27 protein-coding genes are annotated in these 26,226 nt (G+C 53.5%); 17 read left to right on the top strand and 10 right to left on the bottom strand.

What is annotated here, in order from left to right; all coding sequences use genetic code 11:
• The first annotated feature begins 6 nt into the window (after window positions 1-6).
• Complete coding sequence (locus tag ACR0K5_RS04055; protein ID WP_480628436.1) at window positions 7-267, top strand: hypothetical protein; 261 nt, start codon at window positions 7-9, stop codon at window positions 265-267.
• Window positions 268-564: 297 nt separating this feature from the next.
• Here ACR0K5_RS04055 and ACR0K5_RS04050 read toward each other — a convergent pair whose 3' ends face one another.
• Window positions 565-1,512: a DMT family transporter gene (locus ACR0K5_RS04050; RefSeq protein ID WP_480628435.1), complete on the bottom strand. Its 948-nt coding sequence runs from the start codon at window positions 1,510-1,512 to the stop codon at window positions 565-567.
• 1,045 nt (window positions 1,513-2,557) lie between these two features.
• Between ACR0K5_RS04050 and ACR0K5_RS04045 the strand changes: the two genes are divergently transcribed.
• Window positions 2,558-4,351, top strand: a complete 1,794-nt coding sequence (locus ACR0K5_RS04045; RefSeq protein WP_480628434.1) for an AAA family ATPase — start codon at window positions 2,558-2,560, stop codon at window positions 4,349-4,351.
• 432 nt (window positions 4,352-4,783) lie between these two features.
• Here ACR0K5_RS04045 and ACR0K5_RS04040 read toward each other — a convergent pair whose 3' ends face one another.
• Entirely contained in the window at window positions 4,784-5,365 is a 582-nt protein-coding gene (locus ACR0K5_RS04040; RefSeq protein ID WP_480628433.1) for a TetR-like C-terminal domain-containing protein, read from the bottom strand.
• A gap of 124 nt (window positions 5,366-5,489) precedes the next feature.
• Here ACR0K5_RS04040 and ACR0K5_RS04035 point away from each other — a divergent pair, with 124 nt between their 5' ends.
• Window positions 5,490-6,080, top strand: a complete 591-nt coding sequence (locus ACR0K5_RS04035) for a YceI family protein (protein ID WP_480628432.1) — start codon at window positions 5,490-5,492, stop codon at window positions 6,078-6,080.
• 125 nt (window positions 6,081-6,205) lie between these two features.
• Window positions 6,206-6,685: a luciferase domain-containing protein gene (locus ACR0K5_RS04030; protein ID WP_480628431.1), complete on the top strand. Its 480-nt coding sequence runs from the start codon at window positions 6,206-6,208 to the stop codon at window positions 6,683-6,685.
• Window positions 6,686-7,017: 332 nt separating this feature from the next.
• Here the strand turns inward: ACR0K5_RS04030 and ACR0K5_RS04025 are convergent, their stop codons facing one another.
• Both ACR0K5_RS04025 and ACR0K5_RS04020 read right to left on the bottom strand, forming a co-directional pair.
• The gene (locus ACR0K5_RS04025) at window positions 7,018-7,236 is read right to left on the bottom strand and encodes a GDCCVxC domain-containing (seleno)protein (protein ID WP_480628430.1); all 219 of its coding nucleotides are present in this window, start codon (window positions 7,234-7,236) and stop codon (window positions 7,018-7,020) included.
• A 4-nt stretch (window positions 7,237-7,240) separates the two neighbouring features.
• Complete coding sequence (locus tag ACR0K5_RS04020) at window positions 7,241-7,564, bottom strand: hypothetical protein (RefSeq protein WP_480628429.1); 324 nt, start codon at window positions 7,562-7,564, stop codon at window positions 7,241-7,243.
• A 99-nt stretch (window positions 7,565-7,663) separates the two neighbouring features.
• Here ACR0K5_RS04020 and ACR0K5_RS04015 point away from each other — a divergent pair, with 99 nt between their 5' ends.
• The 3 genes from ACR0K5_RS04015 (at window position 7,664) to ACR0K5_RS04005 (ending at window position 10,213) form a co-directional block, all read left to right on the top strand.
• Window positions 7,664-8,062, top strand: a complete 399-nt coding sequence (locus tag ACR0K5_RS04015) for a MerR family transcriptional regulator (RefSeq protein WP_480628428.1) — start codon at window positions 7,664-7,666, stop codon at window positions 8,060-8,062.
• A gap of 181 nt (window positions 8,063-8,243) precedes the next feature.
• Window positions 8,244-9,569 (top strand): sensor histidine kinase, encoded by a 1,326-nt coding sequence (locus tag ACR0K5_RS04010; protein ID WP_480628427.1) that lies wholly within the window; start codon window positions 8,244-8,246, stop codon window positions 9,567-9,569.
• Window positions 9,566-10,213, top strand: a complete 648-nt coding sequence (locus ACR0K5_RS04005) for a response regulator (protein WP_480628426.1) — start codon at window positions 9,566-9,568, stop codon at window positions 10,211-10,213. Before ACR0K5_RS04010 ends, ACR0K5_RS04005 begins: the two co-directional genes overlap by 4 nt.
• Before the next feature lie 76 nt (window positions 10,214-10,289).
• Here ACR0K5_RS04005 and ACR0K5_RS04000 read toward each other — a convergent pair whose 3' ends face one another.
• Window positions 10,290-11,147 carry a hypothetical protein gene (locus ACR0K5_RS04000; RefSeq protein ID WP_480628425.1) on the bottom strand — a complete coding sequence of 286 codons (858 nt, stop codon included), beginning with the start codon at window positions 11,145-11,147 and terminating at the stop codon, window positions 10,290-10,292.
• Window positions 11,148-11,306: 159 nt separating this feature from the next.
• The gene (locus tag ACR0K5_RS03995) at window positions 11,307-12,188 is read right to left on the bottom strand and encodes a cation diffusion facilitator family transporter (protein WP_480628424.1); all 882 of its coding nucleotides are present in this window, start codon (window positions 12,186-12,188) and stop codon (window positions 11,307-11,309) included.
• A gap of 234 nt (window positions 12,189-12,422) precedes the next feature.
• Here ACR0K5_RS03995 and ACR0K5_RS03990 point away from each other — a divergent pair, with 234 nt between their 5' ends.
• Window positions 12,423-13,121, top strand: coding sequence for a hypothetical protein (locus ACR0K5_RS03990; RefSeq protein WP_306203615.1), 699 nt, complete (start codon window positions 12,423-12,425; stop codon window positions 13,119-13,121).
• 408 nt (window positions 13,122-13,529) lie between these two features.
• Here the strand turns inward: ACR0K5_RS03990 and ACR0K5_RS03985 are convergent, their stop codons facing one another.
• On the bottom strand, window positions 13,530-14,300 hold the full coding sequence (locus ACR0K5_RS03985; RefSeq protein WP_480628423.1) for a hypothetical protein: 771 nt from the start codon (window positions 14,298-14,300) through the stop codon (window positions 13,530-13,532).
• Window positions 14,301-14,390: 90 nt separating this feature from the next.
• Here ACR0K5_RS03985 and ACR0K5_RS03980 point away from each other — a divergent pair, with 90 nt between their 5' ends.
• From ACR0K5_RS03980 to ACR0K5_RS03960, 5 genes are all read left to right on the top strand, one after another.
• Window positions 14,391-14,594 carry a helix-turn-helix domain-containing protein gene (locus ACR0K5_RS03980; protein WP_170335516.1) on the top strand — a complete coding sequence of 68 codons (204 nt, stop codon included), beginning with the start codon at window positions 14,391-14,393 and terminating at the stop codon, window positions 14,592-14,594.
• 391 nt (window positions 14,595-14,985) lie between these two features.
• The gene (locus ACR0K5_RS03975) at window positions 14,986-15,456 is read left to right on the top strand and encodes a ParB N-terminal domain-containing protein (RefSeq protein ID WP_170623029.1); all 471 of its coding nucleotides are present in this window, start codon (window positions 14,986-14,988) and stop codon (window positions 15,454-15,456) included.
• Window positions 15,457-15,672: 216 nt separating this feature from the next.
• Window positions 15,673-17,031: a site-specific DNA-methyltransferase gene (locus ACR0K5_RS03970; protein ID WP_480628422.1), complete on the top strand. Its 1,359-nt coding sequence runs from the start codon at window positions 15,673-15,675 to the stop codon at window positions 17,029-17,031.
• The gene (locus ACR0K5_RS03965) at window positions 17,028-17,411 is read left to right on the top strand and encodes a DUF5681 domain-containing protein (RefSeq protein WP_480628421.1); all 384 of its coding nucleotides are present in this window, start codon (window positions 17,028-17,030) and stop codon (window positions 17,409-17,411) included. The genes ACR0K5_RS03970 and ACR0K5_RS03965 overlap by 4 nt, the downstream gene beginning before the upstream one ends.
• On the top strand, window positions 17,404-17,802 hold the full coding sequence (locus ACR0K5_RS03960) for a DUF5681 domain-containing protein (protein WP_480628420.1): 399 nt from the start codon (window positions 17,404-17,406) through the stop codon (window positions 17,800-17,802). Before ACR0K5_RS03965 ends, ACR0K5_RS03960 begins: the two co-directional genes overlap by 8 nt.
• 106 nt (window positions 17,803-17,908) lie before the next feature.
• On the opposite strand, the gene ACR0K5_RS03955 is transcribed toward ACR0K5_RS03960, so the two are convergent.
• Window positions 17,909-18,118, bottom strand: coding sequence for a hypothetical protein (locus ACR0K5_RS03955; RefSeq protein ID WP_480628419.1), 210 nt, complete (start codon window positions 18,116-18,118; stop codon window positions 17,909-17,911).
• A 230-nt stretch (window positions 18,119-18,348) separates the two neighbouring features.
• Between ACR0K5_RS03955 and dcm the strand changes: the two genes are divergently transcribed.
• Together dcm and ACR0K5_RS03945 are read left to right on the top strand one after the other, a co-directional pair.
• Window positions 18,349-19,581, top strand: a complete 1,233-nt coding sequence (gene dcm / locus ACR0K5_RS03950; RefSeq protein WP_480628418.1) for a DNA (cytosine-5-)-methyltransferase — start codon at window positions 18,349-18,351, stop codon at window positions 19,579-19,581.
• Complete coding sequence (locus ACR0K5_RS03945) at window positions 19,526-20,029, top strand: very short patch repair endonuclease (RefSeq protein WP_480628417.1); 504 nt, start codon at window positions 19,526-19,528, stop codon at window positions 20,027-20,029. The genes dcm and ACR0K5_RS03945 overlap by 56 nt, the downstream gene beginning before the upstream one ends.
• On the opposite strand, the gene ACR0K5_RS03940 is transcribed toward ACR0K5_RS03945, so the two are convergent.
• Complete coding sequence (locus ACR0K5_RS03940; RefSeq protein WP_480628416.1) at window positions 20,026-21,372, bottom strand: MvaI/BcnI family restriction endonuclease; 1,347 nt, start codon at window positions 21,370-21,372, stop codon at window positions 20,026-20,028. The genes ACR0K5_RS03945 and ACR0K5_RS03940 overlap by 4 nt on opposite strands.
• 455 nt (window positions 21,373-21,827) lie before the next feature.
• Between ACR0K5_RS03940 and ACR0K5_RS03935 the strand changes: the two genes are divergently transcribed.
• Entirely contained in the window at window positions 21,828-23,708 is a 1,881-nt protein-coding gene (locus ACR0K5_RS03935; RefSeq protein WP_480628415.1) for an adenylate/guanylate cyclase domain-containing protein, read from the top strand.
• Window positions 23,709-24,118: 410 nt separating this feature from the next.
• Here ACR0K5_RS03935 and ACR0K5_RS03930 read toward each other — a convergent pair whose 3' ends face one another.
• A complete protein-coding gene (locus tag ACR0K5_RS03930) occupies window positions 24,119-25,012 on the bottom strand; it encodes a LysR family transcriptional regulator (protein WP_480628414.1) in 894 nt (297 codons plus the stop codon).
• Between the two features lie 129 nt (window positions 25,013-25,141).
• Here ACR0K5_RS03930 and ACR0K5_RS03925 point away from each other — a divergent pair, with 129 nt between their 5' ends.
• Window positions 25,142-26,002 carry an NAD(P)-dependent oxidoreductase gene (locus ACR0K5_RS03925; RefSeq protein ID WP_480628413.1) on the top strand — a complete coding sequence of 287 codons (861 nt, stop codon included), beginning with the start codon at window positions 25,142-25,144 and terminating at the stop codon, window positions 26,000-26,002.
• Window positions 26,003-26,226 lie beyond the last annotated feature (224 nt).

Here is a 26,226-nt window from a genome sequence, read left to right as displayed (position 1 = left end):
GTCGGTGTGTCGAAAGTCACTGACTATTCGCCGCCAGTGGCGGCATGGAAGCTGATCGCGACAATAAGCCAAGCCGCGCAATACCGGCTGATCGTGGAGGTGGGCCTCGCAAATTTTGACTTGCGCGGACACAGCTATGGTCAGTCAGTTACAAATGTATGGGCACACGAATTTACTGCGTCCGAGGCAATATCCCTACGGTTTTCGACGGTCAGCATGGCTTGTTCCGGCGCAATCGCGATAGTTCCGATGTCACCTTATCGATAGAAATTTGGGGTGGTTACGCAGAGTTCAAGGGTAGAAGTTGAAACTTAAGAGCTGATACTCAAATCAGAAGCAGCAGAGCAGCGAGTGGCTCGCGATCCGTCCATTGCTTTCTTACTACTGTCGAGAACCGCACAAAGTGGACCTTGCCACTCATCCTTCGAATGGAAGCTTTTTTGTGCACTCCAGACCTCCGATGTTAACCCTATCTTGCACTTGCAGCGAATGTCTCCTCTGACGGGCCGCGCCGCGGCGACAGTTGAGTCGGATGGACGGCAGCAATGGGCCGGGCGTGTAGCCTTAGATTGGAGGTACGGCACGTACGGTGACCGACTGTCTGGCCGCCACCCTTTCGCGATGTATCATATACAGCCCCGCACTGATGATGATGGCAATGCCAAGCAGGCTAAGCGTGTTCGGGAAGTCGTTGAAGACAAGATAGCCGAACAAGGTTGCGACCGGCAGCTCAAAATACTGCAGCGGTGCCAGCGTGACGGAAGGCGCAAAAGACAGCGCATACGTCATCATCATGTGGCTCACCGTCGCGAAAAAGCCAGCGCCCAAAAGCCACAACAACGCGATGTCTGTCGGCCAAACGGGATCAAACAAATCAGAGCCGGAACCTTGCGCAACAATTAGAGCTGGAATGCAAAACAGGCTGGCGATCAGGCCGGTGTGGAATTGCAGGGTCACTGGGTGCACCTGACGCGACAACTCCCGGGTCAAAAGAATGTAGAAAGCGAAGGCAACTGCCGTGCCAAGCGGAATAATGGCAACCGCGCCGAAAGCTGCGAAACTGGGCTGGATAACGAACAACACCCCGACAAACCCCACAAGCGCCGCGCCAACGCGACGCGGGCCGACGGCTTCACCAAGATAGAACTTGCCGACCAACAATACGATGAAAGGGGCAACGAACACGATTGCCAGCGCATCGGCAAGGGGCATCACCCGGATTGCGGCAATGAAGCAAAATGTTGCAAACACCAGCAGCAGTGAGCGGAAAACCAACACCATCAACTGACCTTTCGCCACGCGCAACGACAGTCCCATTATCCAGATGAAAGGCGCCATCAACGCGCATTGCACCACAAACCGAGCAGCCGTAATCTGCCCAACCGGCACACTGGTCGACGCGAGTTTCGCAGACACATCCAGCAAAGGAGCGGTTAGGCAAAACCCCAGCATCAGCGCTACGCCGACAAGGGTGCGATCCGGAGATTGAGGTATGGGTTCAGCAGAGGTCATCGTTTCATTTAGAGATGTCGCCAAATGCGTGTCTGTTCTCAATACGACGACAGGCAAAAGTCCTGCAATCCAAGAGTTCGAGTTGAATTGGATATAGCGCTCGCGGCGAATGTCTTCTCCGACGGGCCGCACAGCCGCATCAGGTGGCGTTGGCTGAAAGAAAGATAGAAAGAAAACCTGAGGCGAACCTCTTAATGAACATGTCTATCCAAATTCAAAAAAAGCATCGTATTTTTGCTGATCCAGCGCACACGCACTGGATCAGTAAGTGCACAGTAATGGCTACAGCCAGATCCTGACTGGTTGCTCGATGATTGGTCAGAGAAAAGCGCTGCCGTACACAATATCCCTTTCAGCGCCTTGAAGACGGCGGAACCCGCGGAAGATGTCGCACGCTGGCTGAAAGAAATTGTAGGCGACAACATCCTTGTCAGCGACGCTCCCGAGTTCGACCATCCTCGGGTGCAAGTGATTGGATGTGCCGTTGCATTTCTTTGTAGGAAATAGCTTTAGGTATTTCCGGACCGAGTTCTGAAGCCGATTTGAACTTTCTGTTCATCGCATCACGGTACTTTTTGAGTGTACGCAGGGTCACGCGCGGTACCAGGCGTTGGATAGTCAATCCACCAACGCGCTGCATTTTGGCTGGATAAGGGCCGTTATGTTAAATCGTGAAGTTACCGCCTAGATTTCCTACCGTTCGCTGATCACTCGTTATGTACTGGCCGCAGATGTGTACCCAGAAATCTGAGGTAGCATTCGGCAGATAACCGGCTGAAGCGGTCATTCCACGGCCACCACTTTGGGAGAAATCAGACGTTCTGTGCTGATCAAAGTTGGTGTAGTTGGCCACCAAGTGGACCTTCGCTGCTGTCGCAGTGCGAAGCGCTACTAACGGCAGCTTTTCGCAGTTTCTGGGCTTTGCTTAGTTCTGATCACGGTAATTGGCGCTAGAGAATGAAACTCTCAACGTGGGCATAGTAAATGTAGTTGTATGCCAAATCTCGTTGCGGGACAGCCTGTGGGACCATAGGGTGTGCGATGATTGTCAGATTCGTCTAAAGGTATATTTATGCCGGTTTTTTTGCATGCTATTGCTGTTCAATTCTATCGCGGCATTGGCCCCGAGATCCAATACATTCATCCATTCTCTACGATGAACTTTTTTGTTGGGGCGAACAACTCCGGTAAGTCAATTGTCCTCAACTTCATACACGAACGTCTGCCGTTTAGCGACGGGATCAAGCTTGGCGATCTAGAGGCGACATCTGCGGACGTATTTCGCGGAGAAAAAACGGGGCGATGCGCAGGCGCGGTTGGCGTTCCAGTCACCGACGTTGAAACGAAACAAGAAAGTCGTATCTTCAAAGCGCCTTTGGGGAGAACAAATCGACTTGAAACTCTCAATACGATTGCAGAGAAGCTAGGCCACAATGGTTTTATCTGGCTGCGAGCAGAGGGAACAGATCACAGTCCAGCTTTCCTGAACGAAGTCGACTTGGAAGTTGCCTCCCGCTGGGTACATAGCGAAAGCTGGAAGGAACTCTGGAGCGTTTTCACGAACCAATCCGGTGGCGGTTTGCAGCAGCACTGGGTTCCTGAAACTATTTCGATAATCCTAGGTAGCCTAAAGCAACAACTCCCAACGAGTATGTTAATTCCTGCGAAACGGCAGCTAGGACCCAAAGATGAAACCTTTGTCGACCTCTCGGGCAAGGGGCTGATAGATCATCTCGCAGAAATTCAGAACCCCGATCACCACGAGCGCGAACGTAAGAATGTATTCGACCAAATTAATGAGTTCGTCAGAGCAGTAACAGGAAAATCAGATGCTACATTGGAGGTCCCTAGTAACAGGCAGCACCTGCTTGTGCATATGGACAATAAAGTACTTCCCCTATCTTCGTTAGGCACCGGTATCCACGAAGTTATTCTAATTGCGGCGTTTTGCACGATCCACCAAAAGAAGATCATGTGCATTGAAGAACCTGAGATACATTTGCACCCTGTATTACAACGCAAGCTGATCAAGTACCTTCAAGAGAACACGACCAACCAATATTTTATTGCCACTCACTCGGCTGCATTTATTGATGTTCCTGGCGCATCGGTGTTTCGCGTGCATAACGACGGCAGCCAAACCTATATCAATGCAGCCGTACTCAAGTCCGAAAGGCGTCGTGTCGTGGATGAACTCGGCTACCGTGCATCCGATATTGTGCAGGCAAATGCCGTTGTGTGGGTGGAGGGTCCGTCAGACAGGATTTACATACGCCATTGGCTGAACGATGTGGCCCCGGAGTTAGAGGAGGGAATACACTACAGCATACTATTCTACGGCGGAGGTTTGATCAGCCACCTCAGTGCGGATGACGACGCTGTTGCGGAGTTTATCCGGTTGAGGGAATTGAACCGAAACCTCGCTATTGTGATTGACAGCGACAAGCATAACTCCCGTGCTCCGCTCAAGCGTGCTGCACAACGCCTCAAGGAAGAAATGATTGATGGCAACAGTATAGTATGGATCACGAAAGGCCGCGAGATCGAGAACTACTTAGAACCGAGTGTACTGCACGAAGCACTCAAAGCCTGCCATCCGACTATTTACAAGGAGCAGGCCGAGGTTGGCCAATACGATCATGCATTTTATTTCGTGAGGAAAAAACCTAAGACCCCTGAAGATAGGGTGTACAAGAAAGGCGACAAAGTTGGTGCAGCATTGTACGTGTGTGAACAACCAGCAAATCTCGACCTGCTCGACTTAAACGCTCGCATCAAAGAACTGGCCACTATGATACGCAGGGCGAACGACCTTCCCGAGAGTGAAAAACACAATTGACTACTGACAAAACTTTCCAGCAGTTTTGAAATTGCGGAGAACGCTTCTACCCGAAGACCGTTGAATGTCCGCTTTTGGCAAAAATGGTGAGCAAGAACAGAGCCCGCGGTCCACAGCGGCACGAAGCCTGATTGCTTGAATTGAGGAAAATGACCAACGGCAGCTCTGGGCTCTTACTTGCTGTCGGGACACATCGCAGAGAATGACGGCAGCGAGCCCAAAGTGCAAATTGCTGCACCGTGCATCAGTGTCGGCAGTGCACAGAAAGCTGACTTTTCAAACTTCGGCGGACGATCATAGCAAACGTTTGCCGAGACCTTTTGGAGCAACCGCTAATAGAGACTGGCTGGACACGCTATTGATCACAATTTGCTGTTCTGCCGAAATCTCGCGCCTGTTGCAGGTCGCTTTGATTGCAAAGTCAGGCGATGGTCACTGTCCAGAATTGGTTTTCGCTATACTGCAAAGCAGATCAACATGTTGATCCAACCAATCTTCGTTCAGTGCCTCGTGACGTATGAGCTTGCGGAAATAAGGTGCAGCCACTGCTAGTTCTATGAGCTGGTCAACCGGAACGTCGGCGGTGATCTCACCGCGGCCTATTGCGGCTGCAAATACTGCTTCAACACTTGCGAACCTGTCTTTCATGAATTCAGTGATCACCAACCGCGCTTCTGCATCGTTGGACGCAGCAGCGACCACCTGTGGCGCGATTTGGCCCCATGGTGTGTCATTCAAGGCTCCCATCAGTACACCGAGTAACCAGCGCAGGTCAGATCGCAGTGGGCCATCGGTTTTGGGCGGTATGTTCGGCGGTGTTGCGATGCGCCTGAACGCTGCATCACGCAGACTACGCGCGTCTGGCCAGTGCCGGTAAAGTGTGCTGCGCGAAATGGCCGTTGCCTTCGAAACAGCGCCATGTGTTACGTGCAGTACGCCCTCATCCATCAGTATCCTTTGTGCCGCATCAAGCGCCGTCTGTCGTGTGGCGATCAGCCTAGGATCTTCTTTCAATCACCCCTCCTATAGAACAATTTGTTGCATAGTAGAACACTTTGTTCTAAAAGTATGGCCAGCTAAAAACTAAAGCTCAATACTCAATTCCGCGAACACGTCTTGTCAAAATGGGAGCCTATCAATGTCCAAAGTTGCAGCAACCCCGCTGGCGGCACTCTTATCGATGGTCGCGACAACCGCATTGTCCGAGAGTGGCACTTACGAGCTGGATCCCGGACACAGCCAGGTATTGTTCAGTTACGACCACATCGGGTTCTCAGAAACATTTGGAATGTTCTCAGGTTTTAGCGGTGAGATAGAGTTCGACGAGGATGAGCCGTCTGCATCATCTGTTATAGTGTCCATGCCTGTAAGATCCATGATCACGGGCTGGGACGCCCGTCTGCAACACTTCATGTCCGATGACTTTTTTAGCGCGAGTGACGGTGACGTGGTCACATTCGCCTCAACCAGCATTGAAGTGACTGGGGACAATTCCGCGAATATTTCTGGCGACCTGACCATTAATGGCGTCACCAAACCTGTTGTTCTGGAAACAACGCTTAACAAGTCAGCGCCATACCCGTTTGGCCCAAAAGAGGGCACGCCGACCTTGGGGCTAGCTGCCACGGCGACTATCGTGCGGTCTGAATTCGGACTTGGGGCATTTGCGCCAGCGGTGAGCGACGAAATAGAGCTCTTGATCAATATCGAAGCGTTAAAGGCTGAATGATGTGTGCAAGGGCGCCGATACTGCGCTCAGCACTCAATCTTTTTGATTGGCAGATGGTCAACACGATGAATGTGCACCTGAGAACATTGGCGGTTGCTGTGACGATAGTGATATTGATGTGCTCAATGGCGTCCGCACAAGAGCGCTCCTTGCCGGAGCGCACCTCGCCCCGTCCCGAAACAACAAGCGGCGTACCGCACACTCAGATTGGCGTCGAAATTAATGCCGATTTGGCCCAGCTATTGCTGGAGCGAGTTGCGCAATTCCCAGGGGTCACACTTGGCCCAACACGCATATCATTACCTGGCGCGATTGGCTTTCAGCTTGATCCTGACATGTTATTGTCTCAACCGAACTCTATCGTCGGTGGGTTTGAGTTTGCGCATATGCATCCTGATGGCAGCTTGCACGCTTCGCTGCACCCCGCAATGGCCCGACGGGCAATTGAGGCTGGCTGGGCCGTCGCACACCCATGGGCCAATCAACGTCCCGGATGGGGTGGCTTTGTCATGATCTATACTCCGACCACACCAGAAGAGCTGGATGTCGTCATCGATCTGGTCGAAAGTTCGTACACCTTCATCACCGGCAACACCTTGGGTTAAGCCTGTTTTGCCCGAAAGTGTGCGGTGACGCCTGCTTCCTTTAAGAGTGCTGTTTCAGTCGCCTTGCTTTTAGCGGTCAAATTCTTTCTTACATTATCGCCGTGGCGAAGCGCTCGATACATTCAAGCCATTCGCATCAATGGTAGCTCCCGTCCCGCGCAGTTGAATCCGAGCAAAAATCAGAAGGCTCCGCGCACTTGAGAAAGAACTGAACCGGATTTCAAAAGGTTGTAGTGGAGATGGGGTGTCAGAGCACCGCTACGTGCTTGCTTCACTCGCCGATCATGAGCTGTGCCGCCACGAGCACTGAACTTTGGAAGCCGGGATTGCCTCTAACCGCAGCACGAACTGCCCTCTTGAATTGGCGGACATGGGACAGTTGCGTAGGAGCAAAAAACACAGCAATCGCCTTCTAGTGGCTTCAAGACTGCCTTGCATGATTTGCATTCATAAAACCACTGGCACGTGTCGGTTGGCATTCTTTCGGTTTCAATGTGTCCGCACTCAGGACAAGTCAAAGTGCTATCCAGCACCACAGTTTGTTTTGTCATTGTCTCACATCTGCATGAGTAGATAATCGTTGATTTGAGCCTCATTGAACACGATGACCCATGCCAGCGCGGTGATCGCTGAGCTTCCAACAAGCCACCATTTTAGATTTGCCATCGTCCCGTTTCGATGCGCTACGATCCATGAAACCGCGACCAGCGCTGTTGAGATGGCGAGAACATAGTAGCTTGCCGCCGCTATTCTTCCGAATACCGCCAACCAACTGCCACCCAAGCCTAACAACATCATGGCCATTGGAAGAACACAGCATGCCGCCACCCCCAGAGCGGAAACCGATCCCAAGTAGCTGAATGTCACATACTTCTTCATCTCTCGCTCCTTGGGTAGGCGATTTGATTGTGTTGAGGCACCGGCATTCAGAGCGTATAACTCCTGTAGTAACTACAGGATCAAGAGGGGACACTTCACATGATTGCGATAGGTGAGGCTTCCCGGCAATCCGGGGTCGGAGTAGAAACCATCCGTTATTACGAACGCGAAGGTATCGTACCAAGACCGGTACGAGCTCTGAATAATCGTCGCCTCTATTCAGCAAGCGATGTGGGAAGACTTCGATTTTTGAAGAAATGCCGCGATCTGGGGTTTCCTCTTTCAGACGCAAAGGCGCTTTTGGAGCTGTCAGAAGGAAGTGCAGAAGACTGCCGATCAGTGAAAAAACTGGCCGAGGCACACATTGCCAGCGTCCGTAGCAAGATTGATGAGCTCAGACGCCTAGAGCACGCCTTGAGTGAGCTTACGGCCAATTGTGATATCGGAAACGTTCAATGCCCGATGCTGCAAAGACTGAGAACGTTGGATGATATCTGACTCTGGCCACTGGGTAGAAGCTCAGGGTCTGAGATTTAGCCAGATCGCGTCAGACCAAGGTCTGTGGTGCGATAACAGATTGTAGTTCATAGTCGATTTCACGATGAGGGCGAAAGTAACTGACCTGACGATTGGCAATTGGTCGTTGTCGCGAGTCTTTCTTGCGGCCAGCATTTTCGTGATGGGTACTGCTACCGCAATCGTCGGGGTCTGGGTGTCAAATCGAATCCAGAACGCAGTCGTGCAAAACTCCGCCAACTCCGCTGCGCTATATATGGAAAGCGTAGTATCCCCGCTCAGCCAGGAATTGGCACATGGCGACCATCTTTCTGAGCAGGCAAGCCTGGCGCTGGACGAGATTTTTACGACCCAGCCAATGCGTGACCGCATCGTCTCCTACAAATTCTGGAAGCAAGGCGGTGTGATTGCACATGCCTCGGATACAGACATTATTGGAAACCGTTTCAATCCAACGGATGACTTAAAGCGGGCGTGGAACGGTGATATCTCCGGCTCTTTCGAAGAGCTTGACCATGCCGAGAGCGCCGCCGAGGCGGCATTGGGGATACCACTACTTGAAGTTTACAGCCCCATCCGCGAACTCTGGTCCGGCGAAATCATCGCCGTTGCGGAGTTCTACGAAAGAGCTGATCAGCTTGAGTTAGACTTAGCCAAGGCCAGGCGAACAAGTTGGTTGGTCGTCGGTTCCGCATTTCTGGCAAGTACTATTGTTCTGTATTCCATCGTCGCAATTGGTGACAAAACAATTCGACGACAGGGGGCTCTTCTTAAACAGCGCCTGACAGAAAGTGAGAAGATGGCCGAGCAGAATGCCCGGCTGCGCTCGCGTGTGGTCGAGGCGTCAGAAAGATATGCCACGCAAACAGATCGGTTCCTCAAGAAACTCGGTGCCGAGCTACATGACGGTCCTGCGCAGTACCTGTCGCTCGCGGCACTAAGACTGGAGGCGGCGTTTTCCAAAGAGTCCGAAAGGCCAAAAGAGGCAGAGGAAATTCAGCAGTCTTTGCAAAAATCTCTGGCTGAAATTCGTGCAATTTCGCGAGGGCTGTCCGCGCCAGATATCGACAGCCTGTCACTCGTCGATGTTGTGAAGAGAGCCGTAGAAGATCATGCCGAACACAGCCCGTTGCGACCAGATATCTCATTCCAAGGTAGCCAGGTCCCAGAGTTGTCATTGTCGGACAAGCTGTGCGTTTTTCGGTTCCTTCAGGAAACGCTTTCCAATGCCGCGAGATATGCTCCAGCTTCCAAGTGCACGGTTATCTCTGATGCGCAGAACGACCGCATAGTTGTAAAGGTCAAAGACGATGGACCTGGATTTGACAGGTCAGAAGAAACCGCATTGCGAGACGATGGTGGCCAAGGGCTTATGGGCTTGCGAGATCGGGTCGAGAGTATTGGTGGCAGGTTCGAAGTCGCATCGAGACCGGGCGAAGGCACCACCATTGCTATGACACTTTTTCCCAGAAAGTTAGGCACATCATGACTACATCTGTCGTAATAGCTGATGATCACCCAATATTCAGGGATGGTTTGCAACGCACGTTGGATGAAGCTGATGGTTTCGAAGTTTTGGCCGCTGGGTCCAACGCTGAAGAGGCAGTATCGCTGGTCGGCACGCATCAGCCGGACATAGCTATTCTTGACCTCTCTATGCCCGGTGGCGGGATAAGCGCGACACGTACAATTGCGGCAATGGCAAATCCGCCCGTCATTGCAATCTTGACGGTCTCAGAGAACAGCAGCGATGTCGCGGACGCCTTGGAGGCGGGCGCGATTGGGTACATTGTGAAGGGAGTAACCGCGAGCGAACTAACCGCTTCCTTACGCAGTATCGCCGCAGGTGAAGGGTTCGTTTCTCCGGGCTTGGCCTCGCGAGTATTACTGCAAATCAATGCTGACAGCGGCATGTCTATTAACAGCAGCATTCTCGATGACCTTACGCATCGTGAGGAAGAAATACTTAGACGTGTGGCCAAAGGACTAAGTAATCGTGAAATCGCTGACGAGTTAGACCTTCAGGAAAAGACCGTGAAGCACTACATGACGGCAATCCTGTCCAAGCTTCATGCGCGAAATCGGGTAGAGGCCGCGCTTATTGCACATGATGTTTGGAACAAGGGAGATTAACAGCGGTCTCTCTAACGACGATGGCAGCCCCTCTCAAATCAGAAGCCGCCAACGGATTATCGACTGGTGTTACTGTTCAGTTGGTAACCGACTGTAACCTACGGCGATCAGAGGCCGTTGCGTTTCTCTCGACAACAGTCCGGTTGTACGGGTCTTTCAACTCGTAGCGCCCAAACTCGATCTCCTCTTTCCAACCATTGGCATAGTTCACTTCGATGTTGTTGCCCTGGCGTTCGATTTTCGTGGGCCGACTTCCAGCAGTGCCGCCTTGCCCTGAAGAGCGCACGTTGTCGATTGAGATGCCATTTGCCAAAGACCGAAGCCTTGAGACGTCAGCACCGGTCGCGGGGCGCTCCTCAACAGTTCGGTTCTGAGCATTCTTTCTCTCATACCGCCCGTTTTCGATCTCCTCCTTGGTTCCGTCGGCGTAACGCACTTCAATGCCGTTAGCGTTTGTTTCGACCTTTGTTATCCCAGCCGAACCCGACGGCTTGCCCCCTGCTTGAGACCGATCCTTCTTTCCGCTGCCTTTGTTGGAGCGTTTGGAGTCATCATCATCATCATCATCATCGTCATCGTCGTCGCGACCACTTTTTTCTGATCCCGAATTGTCGTCACGATCATCATCTCGGTCGTCGTCGCGATCATCGTCTCTATCGTCATCACGATCATCGTCCCGGTCACCACCACGGCCGCTATTGCCCGACCCCGAGTTGTCGTCGCGGTCATCATCTCTGTCGTCGTCACGATCATCATCCCGATCATCGTCGCGACCATCCCCGTCTTTCCCCTTGCCGCTCTTGGCAAAGGCATAGGACGGTTCAAAATGTAGGCGACCATCGGCATCAAGCACTGGCACATAAGGCGTAGCCGCAATCAACGAAGCCAACGCCGCGGTACTAAGAAGTTGACCCAGCTTTCTTTGAATTTTCATTTTCGCCTCCATTTCTGAGCGCCACGCTTCGTGACGTTGGAGACAGGTTACTTCTGGTTCGGCTTTTCCACATCGGGCTTAGGTCTGACGAATTTCAAGCCGAACGTCTTAGTCAGATCAGTCAAACCAATAGAGTTTTTGCTGAGCCATGTGACCTGTTTAGTGGGAACTGACCCCGTCACCTTTCAACTCCTCATCAGGTTCGAGGTGAATGACAAAGACGGAACCCGGATACAAACGATCCAATTCTTCCTCGATGTCATTGCATATATCATGCGCCGCGCTGACTGGCATTGTGCCGTCCACAACAAGGTGAAACTCCACGAAGATGACATTTGCGGACCTGCGCCCTTTTAGGTCGTGGTATTCTAAGGCTGCGCCAAGGTTGGCTTCGATTGCTTTAGAAACGGTCTGCAAGTCATGCTCCGACAGTGTCACATCCATCAGACCATCGACGGAAGCCCGAATAACTTTCCATCCCTCCCACAAGATGTTCAGCGCAACAAGAATTGCCAGGATTGGGTCGAGGATCAACCAGCCGGTGACAAGCGCCAGTATCAGACCTGCGATGACACCAACTGAAGTCATGACATCTGTAAAAATGTGCCGGGAGCTTGCCTCCAATGCAGGCGAACCCTCGCGCCTGCCGATTTTGAGCAATAGGTAGGCCCATGCGCCATTCACACCAGTTGCAATGACATTGACGACGATTCCAAGAAGTGGCGCATCCTCAAGATGCGGGTTAGGGAGCGCCAGTACAGCTTCTCTGATGATCAGGAACGCTGCCAGCACAATCAGTACACCCTCGGCGACGGCGGAAAGATACTCAGCTTTTTTGTGACCAAACGGGTGGTTTTCGTCAGGAGGCTTGTTTGCAACGCGAACTGCGAAATACGCCAGCAGCGCCGCAACGACGTTCACGGTTGATTCCATTGCGTCTGACAACAACGCCACCGAGCCCGTCAGCCACCAGGCCAGCAGTTTCAGAGCCAGTACCGCAATGGAAATCGGAATGGACCAAAGAGCAAATTTTTGTGTCATTCGGTCACGAGCCTCAGTCAATCGTTACAAGAGATCCTAGGAACAGATGAGCTATCGTGCTTAACACGTAAGACAGGATTAGGATAAAGATGAACAGGGCCGTAGGGTCGGTCATGCTCGACCGGCTGTCGTGAATGGCGCTGGCACCACAGTGTCATACATCTGTTGCTCGGATGGACCCGATTGTTACATACGGCTAGCATCAGTGATCACACAGCACGAAGGGAGACACACATGTCGAAGTTCACCAAACGAAAAACTGCCCACGGGGTTGTTGCACTCCTAATCTGCTGTATCGCGGCGACCGCACAGGCGCAATCGGCAGGCGAGGAGATGTCGTTCTTCATCACAAGTGTGGGCAAGGGCGACGGTGCCAACTTAGGTGGCCTTGAAGGCGCCGATGCTCATTGCAATGCGCTTGCCTCCGCGACCGGTTCTTCCAAGACTTTCGCGGCCTATCTGAGCACCTCAATGTCCATTGATCGCAGTACCGACCCGATGACAATCACCAATGGCGTTTCTGCACGCGACCGGATCGGATCGGGTCCGTGGCATAATGCCGATGGAGAACTCATCGCCAACAATGTTGAGGACCTGCACAGCGACAGCGTGAATATTAACCTTCAGACCGCGCTCGACGAAAATGGTAACCCTGTCAATGGGCGTGGCAGTCAGCCGAACAAACATGACATTTTGACGGGCTCCGATTCCGCCGGACATTTCTCAACGGCAGGTGGCGATACGACATGCAGCAACTGGACTTCGAATAGTGAAGATGGGTCTGCGATTGTCGGACACCATGACCGTGTAGGTCTCAATGATGCCCGAAATATGTTGTCCTGGAACTCATCGCACGGTTCGCGCGGTTGCGGTGAGGAACATCTGCCACGTTCCGGCGGGGCAGGTTTGTTTTACTGCTTCGCAACTGACTAATCGGGCAACATTGGTACGCGTGTCGCCCGTATTGAACCTGATATTGCCAAGTCAGTTCTGGGGATTGCGCTGTGGACGCGGGCTTTGGGCGGAATCAGTCTAAATGCCGCTTCCTTGCGGGTTTACTAAATTGCAATGCTTGGCTGAGAAGGACCGCTTGGGGCGGACTGCGGCCCTTTGAAGCAAAAATGTGGATGGCCGCAAAGTCCCGCTTATCGGGATCTCCAAGATTTGGTTGGGAAGGTCCGCTTCGGGCTGGACATGACGAATGCCTCTGCAGCATCGCGGCAGCAGGGCAACGTCTGCTCGGGGCTTGAGCCAGACATTCAACTTGCTATGTTGAATGTCTGGTTACGGTTTTCGGTGACTATGAAGAAAGACTTTAGCGGACGGGCAGGGCCAGCCGCATCAACGCGTTCTTTCCGAGTTCCATATCGCGTAATCCAGTTGCCGAGAAGTCCAAGCGAAACTGCCCTCAGCCAGCTTGGTAATCGTATTCTGCAATACTGATCTGGCAAACTCCGGCGTGACTCGATCGGGTCTCATATTCGTCGCCTTTGCGATATAGCGTTGCACCATCCGGTCTGGTTTGATCAGATTGTCGTTGCCGGCGAGCATCCGAAAGTAGTCGAATGAAATCCCGCTTCCCTGACCCGGAATGCCGCGGACCTGCTTTTCGACCGTTGTTAGCCGGGTATCGGTCAAGTCCCCGAAATCTTCGATCCTGATTTTCTTCAACGCTGCAGCAAACTGACGAACCGCTTCCGCTTTCAGAATGCCCGAGCGGGTGGATGTGCGTTGCCTGTTGCCGAAGAGGGTGCCAGCCATCTGCTCCGGAGTCACGCCATCAAACAGCGCCAGAAACTCACTGATGGTGTGCTCGCCGGTTGAGCGAGGCGCATTCGGCGCCAACGACATCGTCCAGCCCTGGCGTTCGCAAAACCGGGCCACCGTGTTTGCGGTAGAGGTGTATGTGACGCCAATCGAAAACACCGCATCAATTACACATAGCGGCAGGGAGGCGTAGAAGAACTCCCCGGGCAGGGGCAACGGTTTCAGCCCGGTTTTGATGATGTAGTTCGCGACCAGATTTGCCTGGTCTTCAATTGTCACCCCAAGCTCGCCAACCGCTGTTTCTGAATTCAGCATATCAATTCCTTTGTCGTCGATCAGTGACATCGACAAATGCTTTCTGAAGGGTGGGAGTCAACACATAATGTCACTGATCGTCTGTAGACGGATCGGCGACATCCCGTGCCTTTGGGGGTCATGGATGTTCGTGACCGTCTCAGTGGAAACATGCGGCGTCTGCGCCGGTCGAAAGACTGGTCGCAGGAAGAGCTCGCGCATCAGTCCGGCATCCACAGAACCTACATCAGTGATCTCGAACGCGGGGCCAGAAATCCCACGATAGAAGTGGTGGACAAGATAGCTGTTGCGCTGGGTGTACCCTGCGGCGAGCTACTGGACTGAGCCGAAGCCGAATCACGTCAGGGTTGAGAGGCCGCGGTAGGGCCCCGAGTGAACCGTTTGCCCGGTGCGAAATCACGGCGAAACCGGCCTGAATGTCATTTTTTGTATAAGCCATTTATAATTCTGGCATCTCTACCAAAAAAAGTTCTTGAAATTCCCACCGAACTTTCCTTTCTGGTGTTCAGCAAGACGCATCCACCGGGTGATCTTGCCTGTCAACGGAAGCTGGCTGGTTTGCTGAACTTGCCGGATGTCGGGCTCAGACCCGGCAATTCCGTAAGCGCCTATGAGGCTGCTTACGCATCAACGGAGTTAAGCGGTGACTATCACCGCATGAAATTTCGAAGCCGCCGGATGGTCCGGAGGCAAATGGTGTGTGAGGAGTACTCTGATGCATGCTTCAAAACTGGAACTGCAGGTTCCGAAAATGCCGGTGACAAGCCGGTGGAAAACAGAGCAGGTTTCTCCAAAGAAACTTGTGGATTATGGTCGCGAATACATGCCGCTTCACAGCGGCGAGCAGATCAAGGTGATCGCTGATACGATCCGTAAATTTGGTTTTGCTCTGCCAGTTGTGACAGATGGCCGGGACTCCATTATCTGGGGACCTGGTCGTGTGAAGGCGGCAATAAGACTCAGGTATTCGACGATTCCGACTATCCCACTTCAGTGGATGACCGAGCAGGAAAGGCGCCTGCTGAGTATTGGCATGATCCGCTTTGCCCGTCTCGGAAACTGGTCGCCGGAGATCCTGGATCTTGATGTGCGTGGCCTGAGGGAAACGCAGCTGAACACCGAATTCAAGATCAATGGTGGCTTCTGTGACGCGCGTGGAAACATGTACTATCCGAAGCTGCGCTAAACAGCCTGACCTGAACAAGCGCATACTTTATTAGCTTGTTAACACGCAAAGCGAAGTGATCGGTGGGGGGCCTGCCGATCTTGTGCCGGGAGATTCCGGCCCTTCGCAGGGATCTGTTGATCCGGCCTCTTCCTGAAACAGCGCAGACCGGTTCCCCGAACGGGGATCTGATCTCTGTCAGGGCGAGCCGGCTGCGCGCATTTGAAAGGCCCCGAAATGGCTGACATTAAATCTCTGCCGGAGGAAACCCGGCTGAAGATCGCATATCGCAAAACGGATGATCTGATCCCCTATGCCGGCAATGCCCGCACGCACAGTGACAAGCAGATTGATCAGATCGCAGCGTCGATCCGACAGTTTGGCTTTACCAATCCTGTGTTGATCGACGAAAATGGCGGCATCATTGCCGGCCATGGTCGCGTTGCTGCCGCTAAACGTCTTGGCTCCACTGAGGTGCCGACAGTTGAATTGGCACATTTGTCGGACGCGGAACGTCGTGCCTATGTCATTGCTGACAACAGGCTGGCTGAACTGGCCGGTTGGGATCGCGACATCCTGAAAATCGAATTCCAGGCGCTGGAAGAGCTGGAGCTGGATTTTGACCTGGAAATCACAGGATTTGAAACGGCCGAACTGGATCTGCTGCTGGATGACGATGATGAAGAAACAGCGGACCCGGCTGATGAGGTGCCGGAACCTGCTGAAGAGCAGGCAATCACGAAGCCCGGTGATGTCTGGATCCTTGGCGCGCACAGACTGATCTGCGGCGATGCACGTGATCCCGAGACATATGCAAGCCTGATGGGCGATGATCGTGCGCGCGCTGTTTTTACCGATCCACCCTACAACGTCAAAATAGATGGCCATGTCTGTGGCTCGGGTGCCGTGAAACACCGTGAGTTTGCTATGGCTGCCGGTGAGATGGATGCCAGTGCCTTTACAGCCTTCCTGGAAGCGTCGCTCGGCGCCATGGCGGGTGTCAGCGTCGACGGTGCCATTCACTTTGTCTGCATGGACTGGCGCCACATGCCGGAGCTGCAGTCAGCCGGTTCCAAAACCTATTCAGAGCTGAAAAACCTGATTGTCTGGGCCAAGACCAATGGCGGCATGGGTACGTTTTACCGGTCGAGACATGAGCTGATCTATGTCTGGAAAGTCGGATCCGCGCCCCATCTCAATACTTTTGGCCTTGGTGAGAAAGGCAGATACCGGACGAATGTCTGGGACTATCCCGGAGTGAACAGCTTTGGTGGCAATCAGAAAGATCTGGAACTGCACCCGACAGTTAAGCCAGTGGCGCTGGTGGCGGATGCGATCAGAGATGTCACTCGACGTTGTGATATCGTGCTGGACGGCTTTGGCGGATCCGGTACGACCCTGATAGCTGCGGAGCGCTGTGGCCGCAGAGCCCGCCTGGTGGAGCTCGACCCGATCTATTGTGATGTTATCTGCCGCCGATTTATGGCACAGACAGGACAGCAAGCTGTTCTGGCCTCCACTGGTGAGACATTCGCCGAGACAGCCGTTCATCGCGCTGAAGAGGCTATGTCTCCTGCCATGGAGGCTGCAGAATGAGTGACCAGACCAAAACTCAGGTGGGCTATATGCGCCCGCCTGAACACAGCCGTTTCAAAAAGGGAAAATCCGGAAATCCAAAAGGCCGACCCAAAAAACAGGATGATATTCTGTCTCTGACGCAAAAGGTGCTGAAGCGCAAAGTCAGGCCGAAGGGTGCAGAGAAACAGATGCCCATCAGCGAAGCCCTGATCCGCAAACTGCGGGAACTGGCTCTGTCCGGTGACCGGCGTGCCATGGACCTGCAGCGGCGTATCCTGGAAGAAGCCGGTGCCGCGCAGGCTGCTGAGTTTGATCCGAAGGAGAAAAAGCAGCGGATCCTGAACGCGCTCCGGAAGATGGGTGTCAATGTCATCGACGATGGAGGTGGAAATGACTGACACTTACGACATCGGCTATGGCAAACCTCCAAAATCCAGCCAGTGGAAAAAAGGTCAGTCCGGCAATCCGAAAGGTCGGCCGAAGACCCGTTCCGATCTGGTGAAAGACGCTGCAGCGATCCTGTCGGAGCCTGTTGCAGCCCGCACACCGGATGGCCGGACTGTGTCGCTGGACGGATTTGAGGCTGCCTACCTGGCGCTCTGTAAGAAGGGGCTGAAAGGGCATGTGCCGTCCCTGATTAAAGCGATCAACATTATGCTGGAGGTGCAGCCGGAAATGGATGCCAGAGAAAACCAGGACAAACAGCGCCGCGAAGAGATACTTGCCAGGCTGGAAAAAATGGGTGTCGATGTCAGTGGCGCCAGGCGCGCATCTGCGGATACCAGCTGAAAAGTTGAGCCACTGATTTTGGCGTCCCGACACGACCCGGATCAGGGGCGGCGGTGTTATACCCGTCGCCCCTATCGTACATAGTCCCAGGTGTGTCGACCGACTATCAGCGATACCGGCCGGCCAGTCGCTCTATCGCGCGTATGCGGGTGTCAGCATGGTTCAGCAGGGCCTGAATGGACCGTATCAACTCGTCGGCCTCTTCCGCACCTATCTGCGGGTGCTGGCCCTTCAGGGCCAGCGAGGCCGCATCCTCCAGATTACCGGTCAGCCTAGCAAATACAAAACTGAGCTGTTCCCGGGTTGCGTCGTCCATGGCGGCAGTACGGCTTGCCGAGCCATGGAAGTCGAGCGATTTCTGCGCCGCCTTCTGGTGTATTGCAAAAACGCGCTGGGCACCCTGATGATATTGAGGTTCCAACCTGCGTTAACTTCAGATTCACTTCAATGTTTCCAGAATGTTCTTGCTTCGCGGGACTCTGGTCGCCATAGTGACAAAAAAATTCCCCGCAAACATCTGAAGCGCGGGAGCAGAGGGCGAGCAGAATGACCGAATTTGAATTGTTGTTGCAGAAAACCGGCCATTCGGTTTCTGAGGCCGCAGAAATCCTGGGTTATTCGGAAAGTCACATCTACCGCTGGAAACGCGGAGAGGAAACCCCGCGCGAGGGCGTAATGAACCTCCTGCGGATGGAGGCCGAAGCGCGCCAGCCGGATACTTCCGGCGCCGCATTTTCGTTCATTGACCTGTTTGCCGGTATTGGTGGCCTGAGAAAGGCGATGGAGAGCGCTGGCGGGCGCTGTGTGTTTACGTCGGAATGGGACAAATACGCCCAACAGACCTACGACGCGAACTTCGCAGATAACCGCCCCATCGCAGGCGACATCACTCAAATCGAGGCCGAAGAGATCCCGGAACATGACGTTCTGGTCGCCGGGTTTCCCTGCCAGCCGTTTTCGATTGCCGGCGTTTCGAAAAAGAACGCACTTGGCCGTGCACACGGATTTGATGACGAGACCCAGGGCACTCTATTCTTCGATGTGCTGCGGATCCTGAAACATCACCGTCCGGCAGCCTTCATGCTGGAAAACGTGAAAAACCTGCGCAGCCACGACAAGGGTCGAACCTTTGAGGTCATCATGCGGAAACTCCGTGATGAACTGGGTTATCATGTGCCTGAGCCTAGGGTCATTGATGCTGCCCATTTTGTACCTCAGCACCGGGAGCGGATTGTCATTGTCGGCTTCCGCGAAAACGTACCGTTCAGCTTTGATGATGTTCTATTGCCGCCCCATCGGGAGCGCCGGATGCGGGACATTCTGCATCCGGAAAACGGCATTGAAAACCCGGAAGGGCACTACACTCTGGGCAACGACGCGACCGTTAGCGACAAATACATTCTTACTGATAAGCTCTGGAAATACCTTCAGGACTATGCCGCGAAACACAAAGCCAAAGGCAACGGGTTTGGTTTTGGCCTGGTGGATGGCGACAGCATCGCCCGAACTCTGTCTGCACGGTACTACAAAGATGGATCCGAAATTCTTGTGAGCCGGGGTGAAGGCAATAATCCTCGCAGGCTCACACCGCGCGAATGTGCCCGCCTGATGGGATATCCGGAAGATTTTCGGATCCCGGTTTCTGACACCCAGGCCTATAAGCAGTTCGGGAACTCAGTCGCTGTGCCGGTATTTGCCGAAGTAGCACGGATTATGGAGCCGCATGTCCGCGCAATCCTGGAAGGGCAGGGGAAGGTACCTGTTCGCAAAGCTGGCTGACGTCCACGACCGCCAAACCCGCAGCCGCAACATGGCGGCAATCCGGGGTGCGGATACCAAACCGGAACTGATCATCCGGCGCGGGCTTCATGCCCGAGGATTCCGCTATCGCCTGCACGGCCGCAAACTGCCGGGTCGGCCGGATCTGGTACTGCCAAAATATCAGGCCGTAATATTTGTAAACGGGTGCTTTTGGCATGGTCATAAATGTCCACTCTTCAAATGGCCAAAAACGCGCGAAGAGTTCTGGCGGGACAAAATCGGCGGGAACGCGGAACGGGATCAGAGGAACCTAGCTGCACTAAAAGTATCAGGCTGGCGCGTCGGTATTGTGTGGGAATGCGCGCTGAAAGGGAAACGCCGCCTCCAGCCTGCATATGTCCTTGATCGCCTCAGCGAATGGCTCGAGGGGGATGCAGCGGATTGTTCGATCGAAGGTCAGGACTAGGAAACCACTGACACTCTCGCATAAAGTTCCCGCAGCGCCGCTTCCAGGCGTGATGTTCCGATCCGCCATTGGGGCCGGACTTTCGTACTCCCGTCCGCGTAGATTGTATGAGCTGGGTCATAGTAAACCAGACCAGATGCGATCGCGCGCAGCAGACGCCAGACATCGGTGCCTTCACACATAAACCATGGTGCGCCGAAGCAGTATTGATCGCCCCCACTATCAGGATCCTTCCGGAAACCGGCAGGCACATAGGCCGCCAATGCATGTTTCGTGTTCCATGAATTAGCAAGTTTTTCGAGAGACCAACCGCCAATCAGTCTCCCGGTGTCCGGATCAGAAACTCCAACAAAGATTTTATCCGGGTTGTCGTCGAACTCACCGCTCACAGGATCAAACCCTGAGACCCCGAGTAGGTATCCTGTCGAGTTGCTCCGTTTACCCGCGCGATGCACGCCAGTGAAGCGGTGAGAGCCGTCTCCCTTTTTTCCTTCCCAGCCGTAAGTCATCATGAAATCGCGAAAGGTAAGATCGCCTTCAGCGCCCATATCCGCTGTCGGTGTCATCAGGCTGATTTTGTCACCTCTGAAGGACTTGATTTCATGGCCATACGCATCGGGTTCTTTTAGCGCGTTGGTCTCGACGCCGAGCAGTGCCTCCAGCGTGTATCCGGCGCCCTGGTTTCCTTTGAACGGAACGATGGTACCACCCTTGTTTCTGATGGATGGGTGCCAGCCTGCCGTAACGATCCTGCGCAGTTCGCCGGTCAGCAGTTCCTGAGGTGTCGCTGTAGTGTCTCCGGTGACATTCAGAATACCAAGAACACCCGAAATCCCGGAAGGTGCGAGTTCGGGTAAATCTGCTACGACTGGATCATCGCGTTCTGTCAGAAGCAGTCCGAAAATTTCGCCAGCCCGATTGGCTCCGATGCCCAGAATCCGTTTTCCGAACTCGGCTTGCCTCGTCCTGCGGATTGCCGTTGGGGCCCATTTACACCCTTTAAGGAACCCCGATAGCCGGGCTTCCGGATATTGAAAATACTCGATCAGTTTCGTATTGGGTGCGTGATATCGACTACCATCTGCATCGAGCCAGAAAAAGTTGAGATGCGCCTCAGTGATCGGACGACCTGCGGAAGAGTTTCTCTTCTTAGTGCTGCTGCTTGGTTCGCGCAGGCGGATTTCGCGCACGGGGAAAGCGTTCACCAGCCCTTCAAGCTGGCTGGCAAGAACAATCTGATTTTTGTCGTTATCTTGTTTAGGAGCAAGAATCTTGACGTAAATCCGGTCAACACCTGCATCTCTGAAAAGGTTTCGAAACTGATCGATTGATGAAATGCCCATACGGGGAAACTAGCGCGATGGTTGTGTCGAGCACAATGGGTGGTAGCGGCCCTTACCTGCCGTCCAACGCAATATACAAATGCTGCGTTGCGGCCCGTCGAAGCTGCCGTTCGCTGCGCGAGCAAAACGAACCGCCAAACGAATTCACAGATCGCAGACTTTGCAGTTTTTCGCTGCGGCTTCGCCAATGTCGGTATCATTGCATTGCGGCATTTCCCCTCCTCTGTTGCCAACATACTGGCGCAGCTTCGCCGACGCGGGAGCACAAATCGTAGCGCGAACCTGCGATAACTGACCCTCACCGCGCCGGCTGTGAATTGGGAAATTGCGGAATAGCAGCTGCCAGCAGTGGCTCAGACAAAGACAGCTTTTGGGGCATGTATCAACGGTCTTAAAGGTTCTGGATTAGTTGTAGCTTTCTGCCTAGCCTGTCTTCAACCTTTGGAGGTAGGAATTTGGAACGCCGCCTCGCCGCGATACTTGCCGCCGACGTCGTTGGCTACAGCCGTCTCGTCCGCAATGATGAAGCCGGTACTTTAGAGATCGTCAAAACGCATCGCGAACGTCTATTCGAGCCAATTGTATCGGCGCGGAGCGGACGCATTGTGAAATTGATGGGTGACGGGTTGCTGATAGAATTCGCAAGCGCCGTCGAGGCCGTTCGATGTGCTGTCGAAATGCAGCATTATGTTGGGATCGAGAACATGAGCTTACCGGACAACGCTCAGGTTCGATACCGGATAGGGCTCAATGTCGGCGACATCGTGGTTGATCAGGACGACATTCAAGGAGACGGCGTCAACATCGCCTCTCGACTGGAAAGCCTGGCCGAACCGGACGGCATCTGCATGTCGCTCAGTGTCTTCGATCAAGTTAAGGACAAACTTGACTTCACCATTGAAGACATGGGAATGCATCAGGTCAAGAACATGACCGACCCGCTGCACGTGTTCAGGCTAGCGCTTGATGAAAAGGCCACGAACTTAGTATCGCCCATCGTGAGGAATTCAGCAAAGCCTTCACATCGTCGATTGGGAGTTGCCATCGGCGCCGTGCTCGCCCTGTTCTTTGGGATCTTGGCATGGTGGCAGCCTTGGAACCCGGATGCGATGTCTTCCGTCAACGACGACCAATATTTGCCTGTGACTGGTAAGCCGTCCATCGCGGTCATGGCTTTCGACAATCTGAACAACGATCCGAGCCAGGACTATCTGAGTGATGGCCTGAGTGAGAGCATCCTGACAGCGCTGTCTCGGTTCTCAGACTTTTTTGTCATCGCACGCAATTCGACTTTTTCATACAAGGACAAGCCCGCAGAGGTGCAGCAGATCGCGCAGGAACTCGGCGTGAGATACATCGTCGAAGGCAGTGTTCAGATCGCAGGGGAACGTTTGCGCGCAAACGCACAATTAATCGATGCCACTACCGGAAAGCATCTCTGGGCCGATCAATACGACCGCAATCTGCAAGACATATTCGACGTTCAAGATGAGATTACGCGAACTATCGCTTCGACGTTGAGTACTAGTATCGATCTCGCGGAGTATGACCGGTTGAAGCACCAACCCACTGACAGCCTCGGGGCCTATGAACTCTCCAGGCGTGCAGAGGAACACTCGCTTAGATTCAGCAAGATGGACAATATTCAAGCACAGCGACTGAGTGAGCAAGCGATTGCGCTCGATCCAAACTTCGCGGGCGCATATGCCGAACTTGCTTGGGCGCATTCCTTTGGGTACCGCTTTGGTTGGAGCGAGGATCTCTCACGCGAAGAGTCCCTCGATCTTGCCTTCAAAATGGCCAGAAAGGCGATTGACCTGGAACCCCTCAACTTTGCCGGCTACGCTGTTCTGGCTTATGCGACGATGTATAGCGGAGATCTTGACCGGGCTGTAACGCTATATGACAAGGCTATCTCTCTAAATCCGAATTCTGCGGGCACCCTCGTGAACTCAACTGACCCGCTGGTCTACAGCGGACGCGCCGATGAAGCCGTTGAACGGATGCTTTCGGCCATTCGCCTCAACCCGCATCATCCCGATTGGTATCTGTGGAATCTGGGATGGGCACAGTATTTTGCAGAGGATTACGCTGGCGCGCTTGCTTCGATTGAAAAGATGAACGAGGTCCCGGATCGTCTAAGACGCACGCTTGCGCCGATACTCTTGCGGTTGGGGCGAGAAGAGGAAGCAAAAACAATGATCGGCCAATTTTTGGAAGACAACCCTAACTACAGCATCGAAGAGGCAAGGAATGCGCCGTTCGAGAGTGACGATTACCTCAATCGATGGCTAGATGACTTACGCAGACTAGGGGTCCCGGAAACCAAGATTTGAATAGCTGAGTTGGAATAGCTGTCGCGACAAAGGCAGCGCAAGGCAGGCTGTGGTACCAACATACTACTCTAACTCAGAGCATCCGGCTTTCCGCGCGCTGCAATCGACTCAGATTTCCACAGTCGGGAATCTTCCGATCTTTGCAAAGGTTACTATGCAAGTGTTTCTGCCATTCATGCCTCTCGCAGCACCTTTCAATATGGCTCACTTGCTAACGTCGGAGCGATCGCGTCATCTTTTCGATGGCCCCAACTTGCTTAGGTGTGGATGGCCCATAACAGACACTCATCCGTTCAAATATCCGGTGTTTTGACTTCCTGTAAACGGACTTTCATCGATAGAGCAGCATTATCAGGCTGTTATCTTGCGAGATCAGACCCCATTTAGCTCCAGCCGGTGCAATCTACCGTCTACAACAAGTGAGCGGGCGTCCATCGAAACAGGCTTTTTTCATACTCAGTGACTGATTTCGAGAGCCACCGCATGAACAGCTTTGCCGCTGGTCGAACCGGGCCCGGCAACGTGACAAGGTAGTAGCCGATCTGCGGTATTGGGTCGTCGAACAGCGCCACGAGTTGTCCCGACTTCAACTCGTCAGAAACAAAAGCCGGTACCGTCGCCCCGATACCATCACCGCGACGGATGCCATCCAGCAGCATATTGCCCGGCACGCGCACAACTCTCCGGTCGGCGTCGGTCGGAATTCCGACTTTTTCTAACCACAGGTCAAACTCGACTGACCCATGTTCCTGAAGAATCGTGAAATCAAGTAATTCTGCAGGATTCGTCAGCACCCGGTTTCCGATTAGTTCGCGGGACGCGACGACCGTCAGACAGCCTGGCAGCAGCATCTGCGAGACAAGCCCTTGCCGGCGACCTGTTCCATATCGGATGGCCATATCAATTCCGCCCGGCTTGAGGTCGACAGCTTGGATCGTTGAATCGATCCTCAACTCGATATTGGGGAATTCGTCAATGAACGTCGACAGACGCGGCATAAGGAACGCGCTTGAAAACATCGGAGTCGCGCTAACCACCAACGGTCGAACCGCCTCTGCACTCGACACGTTCTCGGTCACGGAGGCCATTTCAGCGAAGGCTTCAAGCAGGCCAGCTGACAGGAATTCGCCTTGCGATGTCAGAGAAATGCCATGTCGGGTACGAGTGATAAGCCGAGTGTCGAGATGTTGTTCGAGCCCGCGGATTTGCTGGCTGACTGCGGAATGGGTCACGTTCAGTGCCTCTGCCGCCCGGGTCAGATTTCGAAACTCGGCAGCGGCGGCGAAGGCTCTGAGAGATGTCAAAGAGGGAAGTGTGCGCCAATCCATAAGTAAGATCATCTAACAATATAGAAAAATTTACAACTATGTGATCCCCCGATGCTGGCGCATGCTGGCGCAGTAATTCATTGGCGACCACCGGAGGCAAACATCATGAAAATTGCTGTTTTGGGACTGGGCAATATGGGCTCAGCGCTGGCGCATTGCTTGCTCAAGGCAGGCCACGAAGTCAGCGTTTGGAACCGCACATCGGAAAAGGCAGAGGTTTTTGCTGAGGCTGGAGCCACGATCTGCTCTTCACTGAATGATGCTATTGCGGCGTCTGATTTTGTCATCATCTGTATCAAGAGCCACAAGGAAACTGTTGAACTGGTCAACGGGCTGAGCGTCTCGCTAAAGGGCAAGACCATTTGTGACATGAGCACAGGCGATACCTCGGATGCCGATAGACTGGTCGCCATCCTTGAGGGACAGGGGGCTGGCTACATGCTGGGCATGATCAATGCCTACCCTTCCGGCATTGGTGGTGACGAAACCACAATCCTTACGGTGGGCAGTGCCGGAACCTGGGACCGCTATGGCAGTATCATCAGAGAATTGGGTGGAAAGTCCGCCCATGTTGGAGAGAAACCAACGGCACTTGCCGCGCTCTTTGCCGGCCTCTTCACGGTTCGACAGGGATTCATGTTCGGAATGATCTACGGTGCACTTGTCTGCCAAAAAGCGGGCATCCCGATGCAGGTTTATGCCGACCAACTCCCTGCCACGATCAAGCTGGTCAATGACTACTATGATCTCTTTGCCAGAACTGTTCCGTTTGAGGATTACGACAGTGCGGAAGCCTCACTGAAGGTTTACGCGATGGCGCAAGAGGATGCTCTTAAGACTTTCCAGTCTGTAGATGCTCCAGCCGAATTCATCCGGTTAATGCATGACCGAACGAGGGCAGCCTGGAATGAAGGTCATGGCGACAGGCAACTGACCTCACTTGTCCAGTATATGGCGGGTATTTGATGCAACAGGCTCAAACGGCCCTTTCCTGCCATTCACCAGCAGTTTTTCATGCTGCGGCGCGGCCCGTCGAACCTGCCGTTCGCTGCACGAGCAAAAACAGCAGCTAAATGAACTCACAGATCGCGGGACTTTGCAGCCAACCGCGTTTTATGCCAAAGGACCGCAGTCAGCCCAAACCGGACATTCACCAGCGAACTTTGCAATTTCCGCAACGCGCCAAAACC

This window comes from Ruegeria sp. AB9, from assembly GCF_056542585.1.
Note: the sequence above shows the minus strand (reverse complement) of the source record. Positions and strands in the feature narration are given on the sequence as shown.

What these genes read in the sequence shown, in the direction of transcription:
- ACR0K5_RS04050 (WP_480628435.1), bottom strand. Translation starts at nt 1,512, where the DNA reads ATGACCTCTGCTGAACCCATACCTCAATCTCCGGATCGCACCCTTGTC.
- ACR0K5_RS04035 (WP_480628432.1), top strand. Translation starts at nt 5,490, where the DNA reads ATGTCCAAAGTTGCAGCAACCCCGCTGGCGGCACTCTTATCGATGGTC.
- ACR0K5_RS04030 (WP_480628431.1), top strand. Translation starts at nt 6,206, where the DNA reads ATGGCGTCCGCACAAGAGCGCTCCTTGCCGGAGCGCACCTCGCCCCGT.
- ACR0K5_RS04025 (WP_480628430.1), bottom strand. Translation starts at nt 7,236, where the DNA reads ATGACAAAACAAACTGTGGTGCTGGATAGCACTTTGACTTGTCCTGAG.
- ACR0K5_RS04020 (WP_480628429.1), bottom strand. Translation starts at nt 7,564, where the DNA reads ATGAAGAAGTATGTGACATTCAGCTACTTGGGATCGGTTTCCGCTCTG.
- ACR0K5_RS04015 (WP_480628428.1), top strand. Translation starts at nt 7,664, where the DNA reads ATGATTGCGATAGGTGAGGCTTCCCGGCAATCCGGGGTCGGAGTAGAA.
- ACR0K5_RS04010 (WP_480628427.1), top strand. Translation starts at nt 8,244, where the DNA reads ATGGGTACTGCTACCGCAATCGTCGGGGTCTGGGTGTCAAATCGAATC.
- ACR0K5_RS04005 (WP_480628426.1), top strand. Translation starts at nt 9,566, where the DNA reads ATGACTACATCTGTCGTAATAGCTGATGATCACCCAATATTCAGGGAT.
- ACR0K5_RS04000 (WP_480628425.1), bottom strand. Translation starts at nt 11,147, where the DNA reads ATGAAAATTCAAAGAAAGCTGGGTCAACTTCTTAGTACCGCGGCGTTG.
- ACR0K5_RS03995 (WP_480628424.1), bottom strand. Translation starts at nt 12,188, where the DNA reads ATGACACAAAAATTTGCTCTTTGGTCCATTCCGATTTCCATTGCGGTA.
- ACR0K5_RS03990 (WP_306203615.1), top strand. Translation starts at nt 12,423, where the DNA reads ATGTCGAAGTTCACCAAACGAAAAACTGCCCACGGGGTTGTTGCACTC.
- ACR0K5_RS03985 (WP_480628423.1), bottom strand. Translation starts at nt 14,300, where the DNA reads ATGTCACTGATCGACGACAAAGGAATTGATATGCTGAATTCAGAAACA.
- ACR0K5_RS03980 (WP_170335516.1), top strand. Translation starts at nt 14,391, where the DNA reads ATGGATGTTCGTGACCGTCTCAGTGGAAACATGCGGCGTCTGCGCCGG.
- ACR0K5_RS03975 (WP_170623029.1), top strand. Translation starts at nt 14,986, where the DNA reads ATGCATGCTTCAAAACTGGAACTGCAGGTTCCGAAAATGCCGGTGACA.
- ACR0K5_RS03970 (WP_480628422.1), top strand. Translation starts at nt 15,673, where the DNA reads ATGGCTGACATTAAATCTCTGCCGGAGGAAACCCGGCTGAAGATCGCA.
- ACR0K5_RS03965 (WP_480628421.1), top strand. Translation starts at nt 17,028, where the DNA reads ATGAGTGACCAGACCAAAACTCAGGTGGGCTATATGCGCCCGCCTGAA.
- ACR0K5_RS03960 (WP_480628420.1), top strand. Translation starts at nt 17,404, where the DNA reads ATGACTGACACTTACGACATCGGCTATGGCAAACCTCCAAAATCCAGC.
- ACR0K5_RS03955 (WP_480628419.1), bottom strand. Translation starts at nt 18,118, where the DNA reads ATGGACGACGCAACCCGGGAACAGCTCAGTTTTGTATTTGCTAGGCTG.
- dcm (WP_480628418.1), top strand. Translation starts at nt 18,349, where the DNA reads ATGACCGAATTTGAATTGTTGTTGCAGAAAACCGGCCATTCGGTTTCT.
- ACR0K5_RS03945 (WP_480628417.1), top strand. Translation starts at nt 19,526, where the DNA reads ATGTCCGCGCAATCCTGGAAGGGCAGGGGAAGGTACCTGTTCGCAAAG.
- ACR0K5_RS03940 (WP_480628416.1), bottom strand. Translation starts at nt 21,372, where the DNA reads ATGGGCATTTCATCAATCGATCAGTTTCGAAACCTTTTCAGAGATGCA.
- ACR0K5_RS03925 (WP_480628413.1), top strand. Translation starts at nt 25,142, where the DNA reads ATGAAAATTGCTGTTTTGGGACTGGGCAATATGGGCTCAGCGCTGGCG.